Source organism: Microbispora cellulosiformans (assembly GCF_008728085.1).
GTDB lineage: Bacteria > Actinomycetota > Actinomycetes > Streptosporangiales > Streptosporangiaceae > Microbispora > Microbispora amethystogenes.
In genome coordinates, this window is the sequence record NZ_VYTZ01000003.1 from 314344 (window position 1) to 332002 (window position 17659).

Annotated in this window: 16 protein-coding genes; 13 read left to right on the top strand and 3 right to left on the bottom strand. The window is 73.3% G+C overall.

Going from position 1 to position 17659, the window contains the following annotated elements:
* Positions 1-128: 128 nt before the first annotated feature.
* From mihF to rpe, 13 genes are all read left to right on the top strand, one after another.
* Complete coding sequence (gene mihF / locus F5972_RS09480; RefSeq protein ID WP_030450375.1) at positions 129-452, top strand: integration host factor, actinobacterial type; 324 nt, start codon at positions 129-131, stop codon at positions 450-452.
* A gap of 136 nt (positions 453-588) precedes the next feature.
* Complete coding sequence (gene gmk, locus F5972_RS09485) at positions 589-1134, top strand: guanylate kinase (RefSeq protein ID WP_150933374.1); 546 nt, start codon at positions 589-591, stop codon at positions 1132-1134.
* 13 nt (positions 1135-1147) lie between these two features.
* Positions 1148-1411, top strand: coding sequence for a DNA-directed RNA polymerase subunit omega (rpoZ, locus tag F5972_RS09490; RefSeq protein ID WP_117408572.1), 264 nt, complete (start codon positions 1148-1150; stop codon positions 1409-1411).
* A 152-nt stretch (positions 1412-1563) separates the two neighbouring features.
* Positions 1564-2763 (top strand): bifunctional phosphopantothenoylcysteine decarboxylase/phosphopantothenate--cysteine ligase CoaBC, encoded by a 1200-nt coding sequence (gene coaBC / locus F5972_RS09495; RefSeq protein ID WP_150933040.1) that lies wholly within the window; start codon positions 1564-1566, stop codon positions 2761-2763.
* Positions 2764-2856: 93 nt separating this feature from the next.
* A complete protein-coding gene (locus tag F5972_RS09500) occupies positions 2857-3225 on the top strand; it encodes a hypothetical protein (protein ID WP_117408574.1) in 369 nt (122 codons plus the stop codon).
* Positions 3226-3418: 193 nt separating this feature from the next.
* Positions 3419-4606, top strand: coding sequence for a methionine adenosyltransferase (gene metK / locus F5972_RS09505; protein ID WP_150933041.1), 1188 nt, complete (start codon positions 3419-3421; stop codon positions 4604-4606).
* Between the two features lie 195 nt (positions 4607-4801).
* A complete protein-coding gene (locus tag F5972_RS09510) occupies positions 4802-7192 on the top strand; it encodes a primosomal protein N' (RefSeq protein WP_150933042.1) in 2391 nt (796 codons plus the stop codon).
* Between the two features lie 40 nt (positions 7193-7232).
* Complete coding sequence (locus F5972_RS09515; RefSeq protein ID WP_150933043.1) at positions 7233-8897, top strand: hypothetical protein; 1665 nt, start codon at positions 7233-7235, stop codon at positions 8895-8897.
* 23 nt (positions 8898-8920) lie between these two features.
* A complete protein-coding gene (locus F5972_RS09520; protein WP_150933044.1) occupies positions 8921-10162 on the top strand; it encodes a hypothetical protein in 1242 nt (413 codons plus the stop codon).
* Between the two features lie 112 nt (positions 10163-10274).
* Entirely contained in the window at positions 10275-10823 is a 549-nt protein-coding gene (def, locus tag F5972_RS09525; protein ID WP_150933045.1) for a peptide deformylase, read from the top strand.
* Positions 10823-11752 (top strand): methionyl-tRNA formyltransferase, encoded by a 930-nt coding sequence (fmt, locus tag F5972_RS09530; RefSeq protein ID WP_150933046.1) that lies wholly within the window; start codon positions 10823-10825, stop codon positions 11750-11752. Before def ends, fmt begins: the two co-directional genes overlap by 1 nt.
* 432 nt (positions 11753-12184) lie before the next feature.
* Positions 12185-13468 carry an RsmB/NOP family class I SAM-dependent RNA methyltransferase gene (locus F5972_RS09535; protein ID WP_404803048.1) on the top strand — a complete coding sequence of 428 codons (1284 nt, stop codon included), beginning with the start codon at positions 12185-12187 and terminating at the stop codon, positions 13466-13468.
* Positions 13469-13664: 196 nt separating this feature from the next.
* Positions 13665-14336 (top strand): ribulose-phosphate 3-epimerase, encoded by a 672-nt coding sequence (rpe, locus tag F5972_RS09540; protein WP_150933048.1) that lies wholly within the window; start codon positions 13665-13667, stop codon positions 14334-14336.
* Positions 14337-14444: 108 nt separating this feature from the next.
* On the opposite strand, the gene F5972_RS09545 is transcribed toward rpe, so the two are convergent.
* From F5972_RS09545 to F5972_RS09555, 3 genes are read right to left on the bottom strand one after another with little or no spacing between them, the layout of a single operon-like run.
* Complete coding sequence (locus tag F5972_RS09545) at positions 14445-15476, bottom strand: ABC transporter ATP-binding protein (protein WP_150933049.1); 1032 nt, start codon at positions 15474-15476, stop codon at positions 14445-14447.
* A complete protein-coding gene (locus F5972_RS09550; protein ID WP_150933050.1) occupies positions 15473-16558 on the bottom strand; it encodes an ABC transporter ATP-binding protein in 1086 nt (361 codons plus the stop codon). The genes F5972_RS09545 and F5972_RS09550 overlap by 4 nt, the downstream gene beginning before the upstream one ends.
* A 49-nt stretch (positions 16559-16607) precedes the next feature.
* On the bottom strand, positions 16608-17588 hold the full coding sequence (locus F5972_RS09555; protein ID WP_150933051.1) for an ABC transporter permease: 981 nt from the start codon (positions 17586-17588) through the stop codon (positions 16608-16610).
* Between the last annotated feature and the right edge of the window lie 71 nt (positions 17589-17659).

Sequence of the window (17659 nt, forward strand, 5' to 3'; positions counted from 1 at the left end):
CAATACCGGAAGTAGTAAAATCAATTTTATGGTCCGAGAACCGTCTCTTGACGTTGCCGATACGGCCAAGACCAGCTAGTTTCCCCCATCGTCCGAGTACATCGACATGAAATTCGAGGTGACCCGGCGTGGCTCTTCCTCCCTTGACCCCCGAGCAGCGCGCCGCAGCTCTTGAGAAGGCCGCCAAAGCACGCAAGGAGCGTGCCGAGGTCAAGAACCGGCTCAAGCACGGCGCTGTTTCTCTGGCTGAGGTGCTGAAGGATGGGCAGACCGACGACGTCATCGGCAAGATGAAGGTCTCGGCTCTGCTGGAGTCGCTCCCTGGCGTCGGCAAGGTCCGCGCCAAGCAGCTCATGGAGCGCCTTGGTATCGCCGAATCCCGCCGTGTGCGGGGTCTCGGCGCCAACCAGCGCGCCTCCCTGGAGCGCGAGTTCGGCGGCGCCGAGAGCTGATCTCGGCGACGTACGAACGAGTTCACGGGGGTACGGAGTGACCGACACGTCCTGGTCCGCTGGAGATCGGGCCCATGAGGCGGCCACCTGCAGCGGGTCCCGGGCACGCGGAGGTGACTCCACGCCCCGCCCGCGCCTGACGGTCCTTTCCGGTCCGTCGGGTGTGGGCAAGTCCACGGTCGTCGCCGAGCTCCGGCGGTCCCACCCGGAGGTGTGGCTGTCGGTCTCGGTGACAACCCGGAAGCCCCGTCCGGGGGAGACGCACGGCGTGGAGTACTTCTTCGCCGGCAACGACGAGTTCGACCGGCTCGTCGCCTCCGGCGAGCTTCTCGAGTGGGCCGAGTTCGCCGGCAACCGGTACGGCACGCCCAGGCGTGCGGTGCTGGAGAAGCTGGCGGCGGGCGTCCCCACTCTGCTGGAGATCGACCTGCAGGGCGCCAGGCAGGTGCGCAGGACCATGCCCGAGGCCCTGCTGGTGTTCCTGGCCCCGCCGACCTGGGAGGAGCTGGAGCGGCGGCTGCGCGGCCGCGGCACCGAGCCTCCCGACGTGATCGCCCGCCGTCTTGAGGCGGGGCGCGTCGAGATGGCGGCGGAGAAGGAGTTCGACCTCACCCTCGTCAACACGTCGGTCAATGACGTGTGCCACCGGCTGATAACCTTGCTGGGACACTCACCTAGCTAGGGGAATCACTGACGTGGCAAGCAGCGCCGCCTACGCGGAAGGCATCACCAACCCGTCGATCGACTCGCTCCTCGACATCGTCGACAGCAAGTACAGCCTTGTGATCATGGGTGCGAAGCGGGCGCGCCAGATCAACGCCTACTACTCCCAGCTCGGCGAGGGACTGCTGGAGTACGTGGGCCCCCTCGTGGAGACCCACGCCCAGGAGAAGCCGCTGTCCATCGCCCTGCGCGAGGTCGCCGAGGGCCTGCTGACCTCCGAGCCCATCGAGGGCTGACCCCCGCCCGCCGACGGCCAAGCGGGAAGCCCCGAGCGAGCCGGAGGGGCGCGCCGGTTTCTGGACTGAGGAGCGCGCGGGAGCGAAGCGACCAGAGCGCGACGAGGGAAGAGACCGGAAGTGAGCGTCCCGATGAGTGAAGCGGGAAACACGTGACATCCATCGTGCTGGGTGTGAGCGCGGGCATCGCGGTCTACAAGTCCTGCGAGCTGTTGCGTCTCTTCACGGAGTCGGGACACGACGTGCGCGTCGTGCCGACCAGGGACGCCCTGCGTTTCGTCGGCGAGCCGACCTGGGCCGCGCTGTCGGGCAATCCGGTGACCACCGAGGTGTGGGAGTCGGTGCACGAGGTGCCGCACGTGCGCATCGGGCAGTCCGCCGACCTGGTGGTCGTCGCCCCGGCGACGGCGGACGTGCTGGCCCGGGCCGCCCACGGCATGGCGAACGACCTGCTCACCAACACCCTGCTCACGGCGCGCTGCCCGGTGGTGTTCGCGCCCGCGATGCACACCGAGATGTGGGAGCACCCCGCCACGCGCGCCAACGTGGCGACGCTGCGGGAGCGGGGCGCGGTGGTGATCGAACCCGCGACCGGCAGGCTCACCGGCGCCGACACGGGCCCCGGGCGGCTGCCGGACCCCGCCGAGATCTTCGAGGTCTGCCGGCGCGTGCTCGCGGGCCGCGGCGGCGATCTGGCGGGGCGGCACGTCGTCGTCTCCGCCGGCGGCACCCGTGAGGCGATCGACCCCGTCCGCTTCATCGGCAACCGCTCGTCCGGGCTGCAGGGCTACGCCCTCGCCCGTACGGCCGTCGCCAGGGGCGCGGAGGTCACGCTGGTGTCGGCCAACGTGGCGCTGCCCGACCCGGCGGGCGCGAAGGTCGTGCGGGTCGAGTCGGCGACCCAGCTCCGCGAGGCGGTCCTGGGCGCGGCGGAGCACGCCGACGCCGTCGTCATGGCCGCCGCCGTCGCGGACTTCCGGCCCGTACGGCAGAGCGGCACGAAGATCAAGAAGTCCGCTGCCGAGCCCGATCCAATCCATCTCACGAAAAATCCGGACATCCTGGCTGAGCTGGGGGAGACCCGCCGGGCCGGGAGCGGGACGTACCCCCGAGTGATCGTCGGTTTCGCGGCGGAGACGGACGACGTGCTCGCCAACGGGCGCGCCAAGCTGGAACGCAAGGGCTGCGACCTGCTTGTGGTCAACCAGGTGGGGGAGAACCTGGCGTTCGGCACGCCCGACAACGCCGCCGTCGTCCTCACCGCTGAGGGCGACTCGGTGGAGATTCCGAGGGGTCCCAAAGAGGATCTCGCCGACGTAGTGTGGAACCTGGTGGTACGGCGTCTCCCCTGACCCCTCGTGGACCTCGACCCTCGTGGACCTCGCGTGGTGCCGGTGCGGGCGTCCGTGCCCGCCTCCGCAGGGTGCGTCGAGGGAGCGATCGCCATGCCGGTGTCCGCCACGATCCGAGAGCGCTGCCGGGCCATGCTCGGCCCCGGCGAGGACATCCGCTACGTCTTTCCCGCGGTGGCGCTGCCTCCTCCCGCCATGATCAGTTTTCTCGTCGTCGTGACGAACCGCTCGGTCACGCTGCTGTCCACCAAGATGCTCACGCGGGACGAGCCGTCACGGGTGTGGGCCCGCTACCCGCGCCGCACCCGCCTCGGGCCGGTCGAGTTCGGGTCGGGGCCGAGGATCGAGATCGACGGCATGACCCTGGAGGTCGACGACGAGTACGCGGCGGTGGTCGCGGCCGCGGACGCCGAGGCCTTCTCCCCGGGTGACCTGCCCAGAGATCCTCTCCCCGACCTCTGACGGGCGTCCGGCGCCGCCGCGGGCACGTCCTTCCCGCCGCAGATCGGGGGACGGGTGACGGAGCCGGTACCGGTATGGCTGTCCCGCGCCGCATCGCCTGAGGCTAGACTCGCGTGAGCATCGAACGGCCGCCGGTAGGCCCTACCGCCGGTCGTTCACAGACGTCAGCAGCCGCTGCATGAGGAGCCCAGAGTTGTCCCGTCGCCTGTTCACCTCCGAGTCGGTCACCGAGGGCCACCCGGACAAGATCGCTGACCAGATCAGTGACGCGATTCTCGACGCGATGCTCAAGGACGACCCGAAGAGCCGGGTCGCCGTCGAGACGCTGATCACCACTGGCCAGGTCCACGTCGCCGGCGAGGTGACGACGGAGACCTACGTCGACATCCCCGCCCTGATCCGGGAGAAGATCCTCGAGATCGGGTACGACGCCTCCCACAAGGGCTTCGACGGCGCCTCCTGCGGCGTGTCGGTGTCCATCGGCGCCCAGTCGCCGGACATCGCCCAGGGCGTGGACGACGCCTACGAGCACCGTGCGGGCGAGGGCGCCGACGACTTCGACCGCCAGGGCGCGGGCGACCAGGGCCTGATGTTCGGCTACGCCTGCCGCGAGACCCCCGAGCTGATGCCGCTGCCGATCACGCTCGCGCACCGGATGGCCCGGCGCCTGTCGGAGGTCCGCAAGAACGGGACCGTTCCCTACCTCCGCCCGGACGGCAAGACCCAGGTCACGATCGAGTACGACGGCGACCGGCCGGTCCGCCTCGACACCGTGGTGGTCTCCACCCAGCACGCCCCGGAGATCGACCTGCGGGAGATGCTGGCCCCCGACATCCGCGAGCACGTCGTGGAGCCGGTGCTGGCCGACCTGGAGATCGAGACCGAGGGCTACCGCCTGCTGGTGAACCCGACCGGCCGTTTCGAGATCGGCGGCCCGATGGGCGACGCCGGGCTCACCGGCCGCAAGATCATCATCGACACGTACGGCGGCATGGCCCGCCACGGCGGCGGCGCCTTCTCGGGCAAGGACCCGTCCAAGGTGGACCGTTCGGCCGCCTACGCGATGCGCTGGGTCGCCAAGAACGTCGTCGCGGCCGGTCTGGCCGACCGCTGCGAGGTCCAGGTGGCGTACGCGATCGGCAAGGCGCAGCCGGTCGGCCTGTTCGTCGAGACGTTCGGCACCGAGAAGGTGCCGGTCAACGCGATCCAGGACGCGGTGCTCCAGGTCTTCGACCTGCGCCCGGCCGCGATCATCCGCGACCTCGACCTGCTGCGCCCGATCTACTCCGAGACCGCCGCGTACGGCCACTTCGGCCGTGAGGGCGTCTCCTGGGAGTCCACCGACCGGGCCGACGCCCTGCGCACCGCCGCGGGCCTGTGACCCGTCCCTGAAGGACCCCGGCACCGGACTCCGGCGCCGGCCGGACACCGCAGCCGTCGTCCGGCGCCGCCCCTCGCGGCGGCGCCGGACAAGCAGGCCCGGCTGAGGCACGCCGGCCGGATCCTCGGGCGGCATCGCCCACAGCCTGCGGGCCTGGAGGCGATTGCGGCCCGCCGGGTCTGGTAGGACGTACACGTGACCGAGCCGACCCGTGCCCCTCATCCGCAGGAGGCGCTCCTCCCGGTGCCTCCCGCCGCCGGGAAGCGGTACACCCGGCTCACCGAGCGGACGCGTGGCGGCGGTGAGCGGACCGGTGGCGGCACCGAGCGGGCGGGTGCGCGCAAGGGGGCGCGTGAGGCCGCGGCGAGCCTTCCGGTCGCCCGGATCGTCGTGGACACGCCGTTACCGCACCTGGACCGGCCGTTCGACTACCTCGTCCCCGCCGCGATGGACGCCGAGGCCGTGCCCGGCTGCCGCGTGCGGGTCCGCTTCGCCGGCCAGCTCGCCGACGGCTACCTGCTCGAACGGCTGGCCGAGAGCGAGCACGAGGGACGGTTGTCCTTCCTGGAGCGGGTGGTCTCCCCGGAGCCCGTTCTCACCCCCGAGATCGCCCGCCTGGCCCGCGCGGTGGCCGACCGCTACGCCGGGACCCTGCCCGACGTCCTGCGGCTGGCGATCCCGCCACGACACGCCCGGGTCGAGGCCGAGGCGCGCGCCCCCGTCCGCCGCGCCGATCTGCCTGCCGATCTCCCCGCCGACACCGGCGCCGCCGCCCCGGCGGAGGGCGACGAGGCGGGCCGGGTGACGACGGGCCCGGCATCCGTACGGGAGGAAGACACAGCCGCCGGGACGGCGGACGCGACCCCGGTGAGCGCGTACGCGGGTCCGTGGGAGGCGTATCCGTCGGGGGTCTCGTTCCTGGAGGCGCTGGCGGAGGGCAGGGCGCCGCGGGCGGTGTGGACCGCCCTGCCCGGCACGGACGCCGGCGGACCGGCGTGGCCCCACGCGATCGCCGCCGCCGCGCGGGCGACGCTGGACGGTGGCCGGGGCGTCGTCGTGGTGGTTCCCGACGGCAAGGACGTGGCGCTGGTGGCCGAGGCTCTGGGCGACACCCCGCACGTCGCGATCACCGCGGACCTCGGGCCCGCCGAGCGATACCGGCGCTGGCTCAAGGCGCTGCGCGGGGAGGCCGGCATCGCGGTGGGCAACCGCCCCGCGGCCTTCGCCCCGGTGGCCCGGCTGGGCCTCGCGGTCATCTGGGACGACGGCGACGACCTGCACGCCGAGCGCCACGCCCCCTATCCCCACGCGCGGGAGGTCCTCGGCCTGCGCGCCCACCAGGCGGGTGCGGGCCTGCTCGTCGGGGGCTACACCCGCACCGCCGAGGCGACGGCGCTCGTCGAGACGGGCTGGGCCGGCCCGCTCGTGCCCGACCGCGCAGCGGTGCGGGCGCGGGCCCCGAGGGTCCGCCCGGCGGGCGACGACGCCGAACTGGCCCGCGACCAGGCGGCCAGGGCCGCCCGCCTGCCCAGCGTCGCCTGGCGGGCGCTGCGCGAGGGCCTGGAGCACGGGCCGGTTCTCGTGCAGGTGCCGCGCAGGGGCTACCTGCCCGCGCTCGCATGCCGCCACTGCCGCGCCCCCGCCCGCTGCTCGGGCGCGCCGCCGGTGCGCCTCACCACGGAACCGTCGCACACAGGGCCGTCACACACAGGGCCGCCGAACACAGGGCGGTCGTACGCGGGGCAGCCGAACACAGGGTCGTCGCACACAGGGCAGCCGTACGCGGAGCCGTCAGACGGGGAGCAGTCGTACACGGGGCCGGTCTGCTCGGGTCCCCTGGCCCTGCGGGGCGGGCACGCCATGCCGTACTGCCGCTGGTGCGGCCGGATCGCGGGCGACTGGCGCTGCCCCTCCTGCGGGGGGAACGGCGTGCGGGCCGTCATCGTCGGCGCCCGGCGCACGGCGGAGGAGCTGGGCCGGGCCTTCCCGTCCGTCGCCGTGCGCACGAGTGGGCGCGACGGGGTCCTGGCCAGGGTGAGCGGGGCCCCGGCGCTGGTCGTGGCGACTCCCGGGGCCGAACCGGTGCCCGACGGCGGCTACGCGGCCGCCGTGCTGCTCGACGGATGGGCCCTGCTCGGCCGTCCCGACCTGCGCGCGGCCGAGGAGACCCTGCGGCGCTGGGCGAACGCCGCCGCGCTGCTGCGGCCGGCGGGTGAGCTGGTCGTCATGGCCGACGCGGCGGTCCCGGCCGTGCAGGCCCTGCTGCGCTGGGACCCCGTCACCTTCGCCGAGCGGGAGCTCGACGACCGGGCCGAGCTGGGCTTCCCGCCGGCCGTGCGGATGGCGACGCTGACCGGCCCGGCGGCCGCCGTCAGGGAGACGCTCGCGGACGCCGGTCTGCCCCCGGGGGCCCAGGTGCTGGGGCCGGTGCCGGTGGACGGCGGGCAGGAGCGTGCCATGGTCCGGGTGCCGCGCCACCTCGGGTCGGCGCTCGCCCGAGCGCTCAAAGGAGCCTCCGGAGTGCGCTCGGCACGCAAGGCACCGGACGTGGTCCGAGTGAACATTGATCCGCTCGATCTCATCTGACCGATTCGCCTCGCACAAAGCGAGCCGTTAGCGTGCGTGTGTGTCGATCGAATGGGTGAACCGGGCCGTCGACGGCCTCCGCGCCTGGGGGCGGGAGAGGAACGTCGAGGTCGACGTCGACGAGGTACGGCTGCTGTGCGACTACGCCAGCGACTATCTGGAGGTCAACGAGCTGGGCGATTTCCGGCCGGGCACCTTCGAGGAGCTCCTGCTGGAGATCTACCCGCGCAAGGTCATCGCGCCGCCCGAGAGCGCGCCGGAGACGGTCGCCGCGGCGCGCACGCTGGTCGAGTTCCTCCTGGACACAGGCGAGATCGGCGGCAAGACCGCCGCCCGGATGCGGGCGACGATCGACGAGATCGAGCCCGAGATGCCCCGGGCGCTCGCCGACACGTCCAAGTTCGGCATGGCCAAGAGCCTGTTCAGCGCCATCGGCCCCGACTCGCTGGAGCTCGACGCCGCGGGCGGCCGGGCCGAGGGGGAGACGGACGGCCCCGACTGCGACTGCCCCGGCTGCGCGCCGCTGCCGCCCGTACGGCTCGCGCCGCCCGAGGAGGTGGCGCGCGCGGCGCGCGAGGTGCCGCTGCTCGCCGACGCCCACCGCGTGGTGACGTGGCTGGCGGAGGGCCGCCGCACCCTCACCCTGCGCCGCTCGCTGCGCGCCGCGGACGCCCGCGCGATCAGGGACGGCCTCGGCGTGCGACGTCCCGAGGCCGCCTGGCGGCTGGCGCTCGAACTGGGGCTGGCGCACTCCGGCCCTCCGGCCGTCGAGGCGGCCGAGGGCTTCCGCGACCTGGCCGGGCGCGGCGACGAGGAGGTGCTCGACCTCTGGACGGGGGCGCTGGAGCTGCTGATCGAGGGCCTGGTGCCGCTGACCGGCGAGCGGGTGGTCGACGACGGGATGGCCCAGATCCACGACCTGCTCTACCGGCTGCAGTCGCCCGTGCCGGTGGACGCGCTCGCCGACTACCTGCGTGAGCTGGCCGACGGGCGGCCGGTGGGACGGCTGGACGAGGCGCTGAACGGCCTGGTGTACGCGGGAACGGTCCAGCGTACGGAGGACGGCCTGGCCCTCACCGCGCACGCACTGTGGGGCCTGCGCGAGGTGTACGCGGGCATGGGCATGGACGCGCCGCTCGCCCCCGACCTGGCCGAGGGCGACGCGAGCGGCCTCATCGCGGGCCTCATCGGCGACGGCCCGGCGGACGAGGCGGCCGAACGGGACATCGCCGAGTGGCTGTCCCGCCGTACGCCCGAGCAGGCCGCGGCGGAGCTGCTGGCCGCCGTCGCGGGCGCCCCGGCGGAGGTGCGCGGGGTCGCGGTGACCATCGTCGACCGGCTGGGCCGGGAGGCGGCCCCCGTCGTGCGGACCTACCTGGACGACGCCGAGCTCCGCCCGCACGCCATCCACTGGCTGTCCTCGCGCGGCCTGGAGGCCCCCGCGCTCACGCCGGACGAGGTGCTGTGGATGAGCGTCGACATGCTGGCGCTGGCACTGCCCGCCGCCGAGGCCGACCCCGAGGGCTTCGCGGAGAACATCGCGGCCTCCGGCCCGCCCCCGCATCTGATCGAGGACATGTGGCGGGTGGAGCACCCCGACGTCGTCGAGGTCCTGGAGCTGCTCGGCAACACGCTGCGGGACCAGGCGGCCGCGAAGGCCGCCCGGAAAGCGGCCTTCAAGGCACGTTCGCGGGGCATCAGGTGACTGCTGTGCAGTAAGTTGCTGGAATGGCCGACAGCGACGTGCTCACCTTCCCGCCGGTCGACATCGCCCCCGACGAGGAGCTCGTCCACGCGGTCCGGGAGGTCCCCCTCGTACGCGACGCCCGCCGCCTCGCCGAGTGGGTCGGGGGCCGTTGCGCGGCGTCCCCCCGGGGCGTCTGCGAGGTGACCGAGCAGGGGCTGCCGCACCCGGCCGAGGCGGAGGCGGTCGTCGCCGCGCTGGACCTGGCGGCCGCCCGGCTCCGGCTGCTGTGGGTGGTCGCGGTGAACGGCCGTCTCGTGGAGGTCACCCGCCAGGGCGCCCGCCCCGGGCCGGGCGTGCCCGACCCCATGGAGTTCTGGGACGGCGTGGTCATGGACGTGCTCGACCGGACCGAGGAGGGCCTCACCGGCTCGGCCGTGGTCGACGAGCATCTCACCGAGATCCTCGCCACGATCTACTCGGTGCGCGAGGGCATGCCGCTCGCGGCGCTCGCCGGAGGCATCCTCCAGGCGCACGAGGTGGGCTGCGAGGCGCGGGCGGCGGACCTGCGGCGGCTGCGGATGAGCCTGCCGGGCGAGCTGTCGGCGGCGATGGCGCTGCTGGAGTACTGCGGGCTGATCGAGATGACCGGCGAGCTGGTCCGTCTCACCCAGCCCGGCGTGTGGGCGGTGCGCCGCGACCTGCTGCGGGAGGGCCACGACGCGCCGTCCCTGGGCGAGGTGGCCGCGCTGGCCGAGCTGGGGGCGGCCGACCTCATCGACGCGATGCTGCACGGCCGGGCGTCCGCCAGCGCCGCCACCCTGTGGCTGGAGCGCCGGGTCCCGGAGGACGCCGCGCGGGAGCTCATCAAGATCGCCGCATCGGGTGACGCGGCCCAGCGCGGCACCGCGGGGACCGTGCTGGAGGAGCTCGGCCCCGAGGCCGCCCAGGCCGTACGGGAGGCTCTGGACGAGCCGATGATGTGGCGCTACGCCGCGGCCTGGCTGGGCGTGCGGGACCTGGAGGCGCCCGCGCTCGGCGAGGGCGACGGCGCCTGGGTGGCGGTGGACACCCTCGCCGCCCTGCTCTACATCGGCGCCCCGGTCGACTCGGTGGCCCACTTCGACCTGCTCGGCGAGGACCTGCTCGCGCTGGTGCCCGAGATGGGCCGGGCCGATCACCCCGACGCCCTCGCCGTGCTGGAGATGCTCGGCCGGCACCACCCCGATCCGCTGATCGCGAAGACGGCCAGGAAGACGGCGATGAAGGTGCGCTCGCGCCCGTAGCGGGCATTCCCGCGTGGGCCTTCACCCCCGGCGTGAGCGCCGGAGCACCGGCTCACAGTTCGGTAGACTGTGGTGATCCTCCTCGTGTGCGTGACGTGAACGGAGCCCACCCTTGGCCATTCAGCCGATCCGCCTGTTCGGCGATCCCGTGCTGCGCACGCCGGCCGAGCCGGTGGTCGACTTCGACAAGGAGCTGCGCAGGCTCGTGAAGGACCTGACCGACACGATGATGGACGCGCCGGGCGCCGGGCTCGCCGCGCCGCAGATCGGCGTTGGGCTGCGCGTGTTCACCTACTACGTGGACGACCAGCTCGGGCACGTCATCAACCCCGATCTCGACCTCGGCGACGAGCTGGACGAGGAGGGCGAGGAGGGCTGCCTGTCCTTCCCCGGCCTGTCCTTCCCCACGCCGCGGGCGATCCGGGCGGTCGCCAAGGGCTTCAACATGCACGGCGAGCCGGTGACGATCGAGGGCACCGACATCATGGCGCGCTGCTTCCAGCACGAGACCGACCACCTGGACGGCGTGCTGTTCATCGACAGGATGGACGTCAAGCAGCGCAAGATCGCCATGAAGGCGATCCGCGAGGCCGAGTGGAGCGGCCTGTCGGCCCCGGTGGTGAAGATCTCGCCGCACGCCACGCAGGGACGGGCCCTGTAGTGCGCCTGGTCTTCGCCGGCACCCCCGATACCGCGCTGCCGTCGCTGCGCGCCCTGCTCGACTCGCCCCGGCACGAGGTGGCCGCCGTCGTCACCCGGCCGGACGCGCAGTCGGGCCGGGGGCGGAGGGTGCACCCCAGCCCGGTGGCCCAGCTCGCGGAGGAGTCGGGCATCGAGGTGCTCAAACCGGCGAAGGCCGGCGACCCGGACTTCCTGGATCGGCTGCGGGCGATCGGCCCGGACTGCTGCCCGGTGGTCGCCTACGGCGCGCTGCTCCCGCAGACGGCCCTCGACATCCCACCCCGCGGCTGGATCAACCTGCACTTCTCCGTGCTGCCGGCGTGGCGGGGCGCGGCCCCCGTCCAGCACGCCGTACTGCACGGCGACGACGTGACCGGCGCCTCGACCTTCCGCATCGTGAAGGAACTGGACGCCGGGCCGGTCTTCGGTGTGCTGACCGAGCCGATCCGCGACGACGACACCAGCGGCACGCTGCTGGCCCGGCTCGCCGAGGCGGGCGCGGGCCTGCTGCTGGCCACTTTGGACGGCGTCGAGGACGGCGCGCTGGAGGCGCGCCCGCAGCCCGCGGACGGCGTCAGCCTCGCCCCCAAGATCGAGGTCGACGACGCGCGCGTCGACTGGACCGCGCCCGCGATGCGGGTGGACCGGCTCGTCCGGGCCTGCACGCCCGCTCCCGGCGCGTGGACGGAGTTCCGCGGCCAGCGGGTCAAGATCGGCCCGGTGCGGCTCGCCCCCGACGCGGACAAGCTCGCCCCGGGCGAGATCGCGGCCACCAGGAAGACCGTGCTCGTCGGCACCGCGAGCCACCCCGTCGAGCTCGGCGAGGTGCAGCCGCAGGGCAAGCGGCAGATGACCGCCGCCGAGTGGGGCCGTGGTGTCCGCTTCGACGACGGTGAGACGCTGGTCTGAGGGACCTGGCGCCACTGTCACCAGCGGTGTGCCCGGACGGCGTCGCGTCGCGGCGTGGTGCTGGCGCGGGCGGCCCGTACGCCCGGCGGCGAGTGGCCGAAGAAGGCGCTAGGGTTGCCCGCTGGTTCGCGGATGGCAGGGTCGAATGGTGGCAGGGTCGGTGGCAGGGTGAAGCAGGGCAGAGGTCAGGGCGGCGAGGCCGGGGGCGGCGCGCGGCGCGGACAGCGGGGCGGCCAGGCGGGAAGCCAGGGCGGCCAGGGCGGGGGCCAGAGCGGCGGAGGACAGCGCGGCGGTTCCGGCCGGGCCCGCCCGGGACGCGGCGCGCAGCAGGGACGCGGCGCGCAGGCGGAGCACACGGCTAAGCCCGGGCAGCCGAGGCAGGGCCGTGGCCGCCCGCCGCGCGACGAGGCGCGTAACGCCGCCTACGACCTGATGCGGGCCGTCGACGAGCGTGACGCGTACGCCAACCTGCTCATGCCCACGCTGCTGCGGCAGCGCCGGATCGGCGGCCGGGACGCCGCCCTCGCCACCGAGCTGGCCTACGGGACGCTGCGTGGCCTCGGCACCTACGACGAGGTGATCGCCGCGTGCAGCGACCGCCCGCCGGAGAAGGTCGACCCGCCGCTGCTCGACGCGGTGCGTCTCGGCGTGCACCAGCTGCTGAGCACGCGGATCCCGCCCCACGCCGCCGTCAGCGCCACCATCGACCTCGTACGGCTGCGCGTCGGGCCGGGCCCGTCCAAGTACGCCAACGCCGTGCTGCGGAAGGTCGCGGGCCGCACGCTGGAGCAGTGGCTGGAGATCGTGGCGCCGCCCCGCGAGGAGGACCCGACCGGCAACCTCGCCGTCACCTACAGCCATCCGCGCTGGATCGTCACCGCGCTGCGCGACGCGGTCGGCGGCGACCTGGACGAGACGGCCGCGCTGCTGGAGGCCGACAACGAGCGGCCCCGGGTGGCGCTGGTGGCGCGGCCCGGGCGGGCCACGGTGGCGGAACTGGTCGACGCGGGGGCGGAGCCCGCCGCCTACTCGCCGTACGCCGCGTATCTGCCGGAAGGCGACCCCGGCTCGCTCGCGGCGGTGGGGGAGGCGCGGGCGGCGGTCCAGGACGAGGCCAGCCAGCTTGTCGCGCTCGCGCTGACCCGCGTGCCGCTCGACCACGACACGACCTGGCTGGACATGTGCGCGGGCCCCGGCGGGAAGGCCGGGCTGCTCGACGCGGTGGCCACGGAGCGGGGCGCCCGGCTGCTCGGCGCCGACCTGCAGTATCACCGCGCCCGTCTGGTCTGGGGCACCACCCGCGAGGCGAAGGTGATCACGGCGGACGGCACCCGGCCCGCCTGGCGGCCCGGCGCGTTCGACCGGGTGATGCTCGACGCCCCCTGCACCGGGCTCGGCGCGCTGCGCAGGCGGCCGGAAGCCCGCTGGCGGCGCGACCCCCGGAGCATCCCCGAGCTCACCGCGTTGCAGCGGCGGCTGCTCGACTCGGCGCTGGAGGCCGTCAGGCCGGGCGGCGTCGTGGCGTACGTGACCTGCTCGCCGCACCTGGCCGAGACCCGCGCGGTGGTGGAGGACGTGCGCGACCGGGCCGAGGTGCTGGACGCGCGGGCGTTCCTGCCGGAGGTCCCGGGGCTCGGCGACGGGCCGTACGCGCAGTTCTGGCCGCATCGGCACGGCACCGACGCGATGTTCCTGGCCCTGCTGCGCCGTCCCTGAGAAGCGTCGTCGCCACCGCCTCCCGGGGCGGCACAGGGGCAGGCACAGGGCAGGCAGGGGGCAGGGGCGGTGACTCGCGGCACGAATGCGGCGTTGCTGCCCGGGCCGAACGGCCGCGTCCGGCCCGGGCAGCCCCGCCGTCGCCGCGGGGCAGGGGCGGGGACTTCGCGCCAGGGCTGAATAGACTGCAGGGACTATGGCCGTTCAGATCTCGCCCAGCATCCTGTCCGCCGACTTCGCCCGCCTCGCCGACGAGGCCGCGCGGGTCGAGAACGTCGCCGACTGGCTTCATGTCGACGTGATGGACTACCGGTTCGTGCCCAACCTCACGCTCGGCCTGCCGGTCGTCGAGTCGCTGCTCAAGACGACCTCGACGCCGGTCGACTGCCACCTCATGATCGAGGAACCGGACCGGTGGGCGCCCGACTACGCCGAGGCCGGCGCGGGCAGCGTCACGATCCACGCCGAGGCCGCCAAGGCGGCCGTGCGCACGCTGCGGGCGATCCGCGCGGCCGGGGCCAGGGCCGGTCTGGCGCTGAACCCGGCGACCGCCGTGGAGGGCTACGAGGACCTGCTGCCCGAGATCGACATGCTGCTCGTCATGACCGTGGAGCCGGGCTTCGGCGGGCAGCGGTTCCTCGACATCGTGCTGCCGAAGGTGTCGCGGGCCCGCACCCTGATCGACAAGTACGGCGGCGAGGTGTGGCTCCAGGTCGACGGCGGCGTGTCCACGGAGACCATCGAGCGCTGCGCCGAGGCCGGAGCCGACGTCTTCGTGGCCGGCAACGCCGTCTACGGCGCCGACGACCCCGCCCGCGCCGTCGAGGAGCTCAGGAACCTCGCCGAGCGGGCCACCCCGCCCGCCTGACCGGCTCATCCCACCGGCCTTCCCAGCCGGGCCGGGCCGGGCGCGGCCCGGGTACGCGGCGGCGGGCCCGCACGGCCGGCGCCCAGACAGAGGCGGGGCCGGGCGGGATCAGGCCAGCGCGGGGTCGAGGACCACGTCCTCGCCCTGGGTGGTGGGCGCCTCGGGGAAGTGGCACGCGGTCAGGTGGCCCTCGCGGTTGCCGCTGAGCCGGACCAGGGGCGGCACCTCCTCGGCGCACTTGTCCTGCGCCTTCCAGCAGCGCGTGCGGAACCGGCAGCCGGACGGCGGGTTGATCGGCGAGGGCACGTCGCCCGCGAGGCGGATGCGCTCACGCGGCTCACTCGACATGTCGGGCTCGGGCACCGCCGACAGCAGGGCGTGCGTGTACGGGTGCCGGGGTCGCTCGTAGATCGATGCGCGGTCGCCGATCTCGACGATCTTGCCGAGGTACATGACCGCGACCCGCTGCGAGAAGTGCCGGACGATCGCGAGGTCGTGCGCGATGAACAGGAACGCGATGCCGAGGTCGCGCTGCAGCTCCTGCAGCAGGTTGACCACCTGCGCCTGGATCGAGACGTCCAGCGCCGACACCGGCTCGTCGGCGATGATCAGCTTGGGGTCGAGCGCCAGGGCCCGGGCGATCCCGATGCGCTGCCGCTGGCCGCCGGAGAACTCGTGCGGGAAGCGGTTGTAGTGCTCGGGGTTGAGGCCGACGATCTCCAGCAGTTCCTGCACCCGCTGCCTGCGCCCGCCGGGCGGGTCGATGTCGTTGACCTCCATCGGCCCGCGGATGATCGTGCCGACGGTCTGGCGCGGGTTGAGCGAGCTGTACGGGTCCTGGAAGATCATCTGGATCTCGGGCCTGATCGGCTTGAGATCCCGGCGCGAGCTGTGGGCGATGTCCCGCCCGCGATAGAGGATCTCGCCCGAGGTGGGTTCGAGCAGGCGGGCCGCGAGGCGGCCGGTGGTGGACTTGCCGCAGCCCGACTCGCCCACCAGGCCCACGGTCTCGCCCTCGCCGACGGCGAGGTCGATGCCGTCCACCGCGTGGACGGCCCCGACCTGGCGCTTGATCAGCGCGCCGCCCCGTACGGGGAAGTGCTTGACCAGCCCCTTGAGCTCCAGCAGCGTCTCGTTCATGCGCGGTCCTTGGTCCGGTCCTCGGTCTGCTCGGTCTGGGCGGTGCGAAGTTCGTTCTTCTGGGCGAGAGTGAGATAACAGGCGTCCCCGTGACCCGTCTCGGGGGAGATGTCCGGCCGCTGCCCGAAGCACAGTTCGGGCCCCGCGAGCCGCGGATAGTCGCAGCGCGGGTGGAACGGGCAGCCGGACGGCGGGTTGAGCAGGCTCGGGGGAGTGCCGCGCACCGGCTGCAGCGGGACGTCCACGCTGGAGTTCAGCCGCGGCATCGACGACAGCAGGCCCCACGTATAGGGGTGGCGCGGCTCGCGCAGCACCTCGCGGACCGTGCCGCGCTCGGCCGCCCGCCCGGCGTACATGACGAGGACGTTGTCGGCGGTGTTGGCCACGACCCCGAGGTCGTGGGTGATCAGGATGATCGAGGTGCCGAACTGCTGCTGCAGGTCCTTGAGCAGGTCGAGGATCTGCGCCTGGACGGTCACGTCGAGCGCGGTGGTCGGCTCGTCGGCGATGAGCAGGTCGGGGTCGCAGACCAGCGCCATGGCGATCATGGCGCGCTGCCGCATGCCGCCGGAGAACTCGTGCGGGTAGTGGTCCACCCGCACCTCCGGCTGCGGGATGCCCACCCGCCGGAGCATCTCGACGGCCCGGTCCCGGGCCTCCTTCTTGCTCGCGCCCCGGTGCTTGCGGTAGACCTCCCCGATCTGCCGGCCGATCGTGTGGAACGGCGACAGCGCGGTCAGCGGGTCCTGGAAGATCATCGCGACCCGGTCGCCGCGGAGCTTCTCCATCGTCGCGCGGTCGGCGGAGATCAGCTCACGGTCCTCCAGCCAGATCTCCCCGCCGATTTGCGTGTACGCCGGGTTGTGCAGGCCCAGGATGGCGAGGTTGGTGACGGACTTGCCCGACCCCGACTCGCCGACGATGCCGAGCGTGGTGCCCTTCTCCAGATCGAAGGACAGGCCGTCGACGGCGTGCACGACGCCGTCCTCGGTGCTGAACTCGACGCTCAGGTCACGGACGGAAAGGAACGGCCCGGGGCCGCGAGAGGTCCCCGGCTCGCCGCTCCACGACACGGTGGTCACTTGCTGCTCCAGTTCCAGGTTTCGGGCGTTCGGCTCGATGCGGCGCGGCTCAGGTCAGGCGGACCCGCGGGTCGATGAACGCGTAGAGCACGTCCACGACGATGTTGAGGAGGACGATCATCGCGGCGCCCACGATGGTCACTCCGAGCAGCATCGGGAGGTCGTTGTTCTGCACCGCCCGCACGGCGAGCTCGCCGATGCCGTGCAGGGTGAACGTCTGCTCGGTGATGATGGCGCCGCCCAGCAGGGTGGCGAGGTCGACACCGAAGATCGTGACGATGGGGATCATCGCGCCGCGCCAGGCGAACCGGAAGAACACCGTGCGGTTCGACATGCCCTTGGCCCGCGCCGTGCGGACGTAGTCCTCGGCGAGCTGCTCCACCATCTGGGAGCGGGTCATGCGGGTGTAGTTCGCGGTGAAGATGATCGACAGCACCACCCACGGGAGGAGCAGGTGGGTGAACCAGCCCACAGGGTCGTCGGTGATCGGCACGTAGGACGGGCGCGGGATCAGCTGCATGGTGTCGACGAGGTAGAAGGCCAGCAGCGGGCCGACGAAGTAGATCTGCAGCGAGGCCCCGATGACGGACGAGGCACTGGCGATCTTGTCGAGCGGCTGCCCGACCTTCCAGGCCGCGATCATGCCGGTGACGATGCCGAACGCGAGGATGACGATCGACGCACCGAAGGTCAGGGACAGCGTCACCGGGAAGCGGTCCACGATGGCGCCGAACACCGGCTCCTGCGTGGCGAAGGAGTAGCCGAGGCAGGGGGCGGGGCAGTCGCCGAACTGCACGAGCTCCCGGCCGGCGAAGATGCCCGCCAGCCAGTGCCAGTACTGCACGAACAGCGGCTCGTCCATGCCCAGGTTGTGCCGGACCAGCTGGAGCGTCTCCGGCGGGCAGATCTTGCCGCAGAACGCCCGGGCGGGGTCGCGGGGGACGGCGTAGAAGAGGTAGAACGTGACCGCGCTGATGATCAGCAGGATCATGAGGGCGCCGAGGATCCGGCGTACCAGGAAGCTGGTCATGGTCTCGTACGTGCTCCAGCGGTCGGAACGGGCGGGGGCCCGCCGCCCCGCCCGCGGGGGCGGAGGCGGCG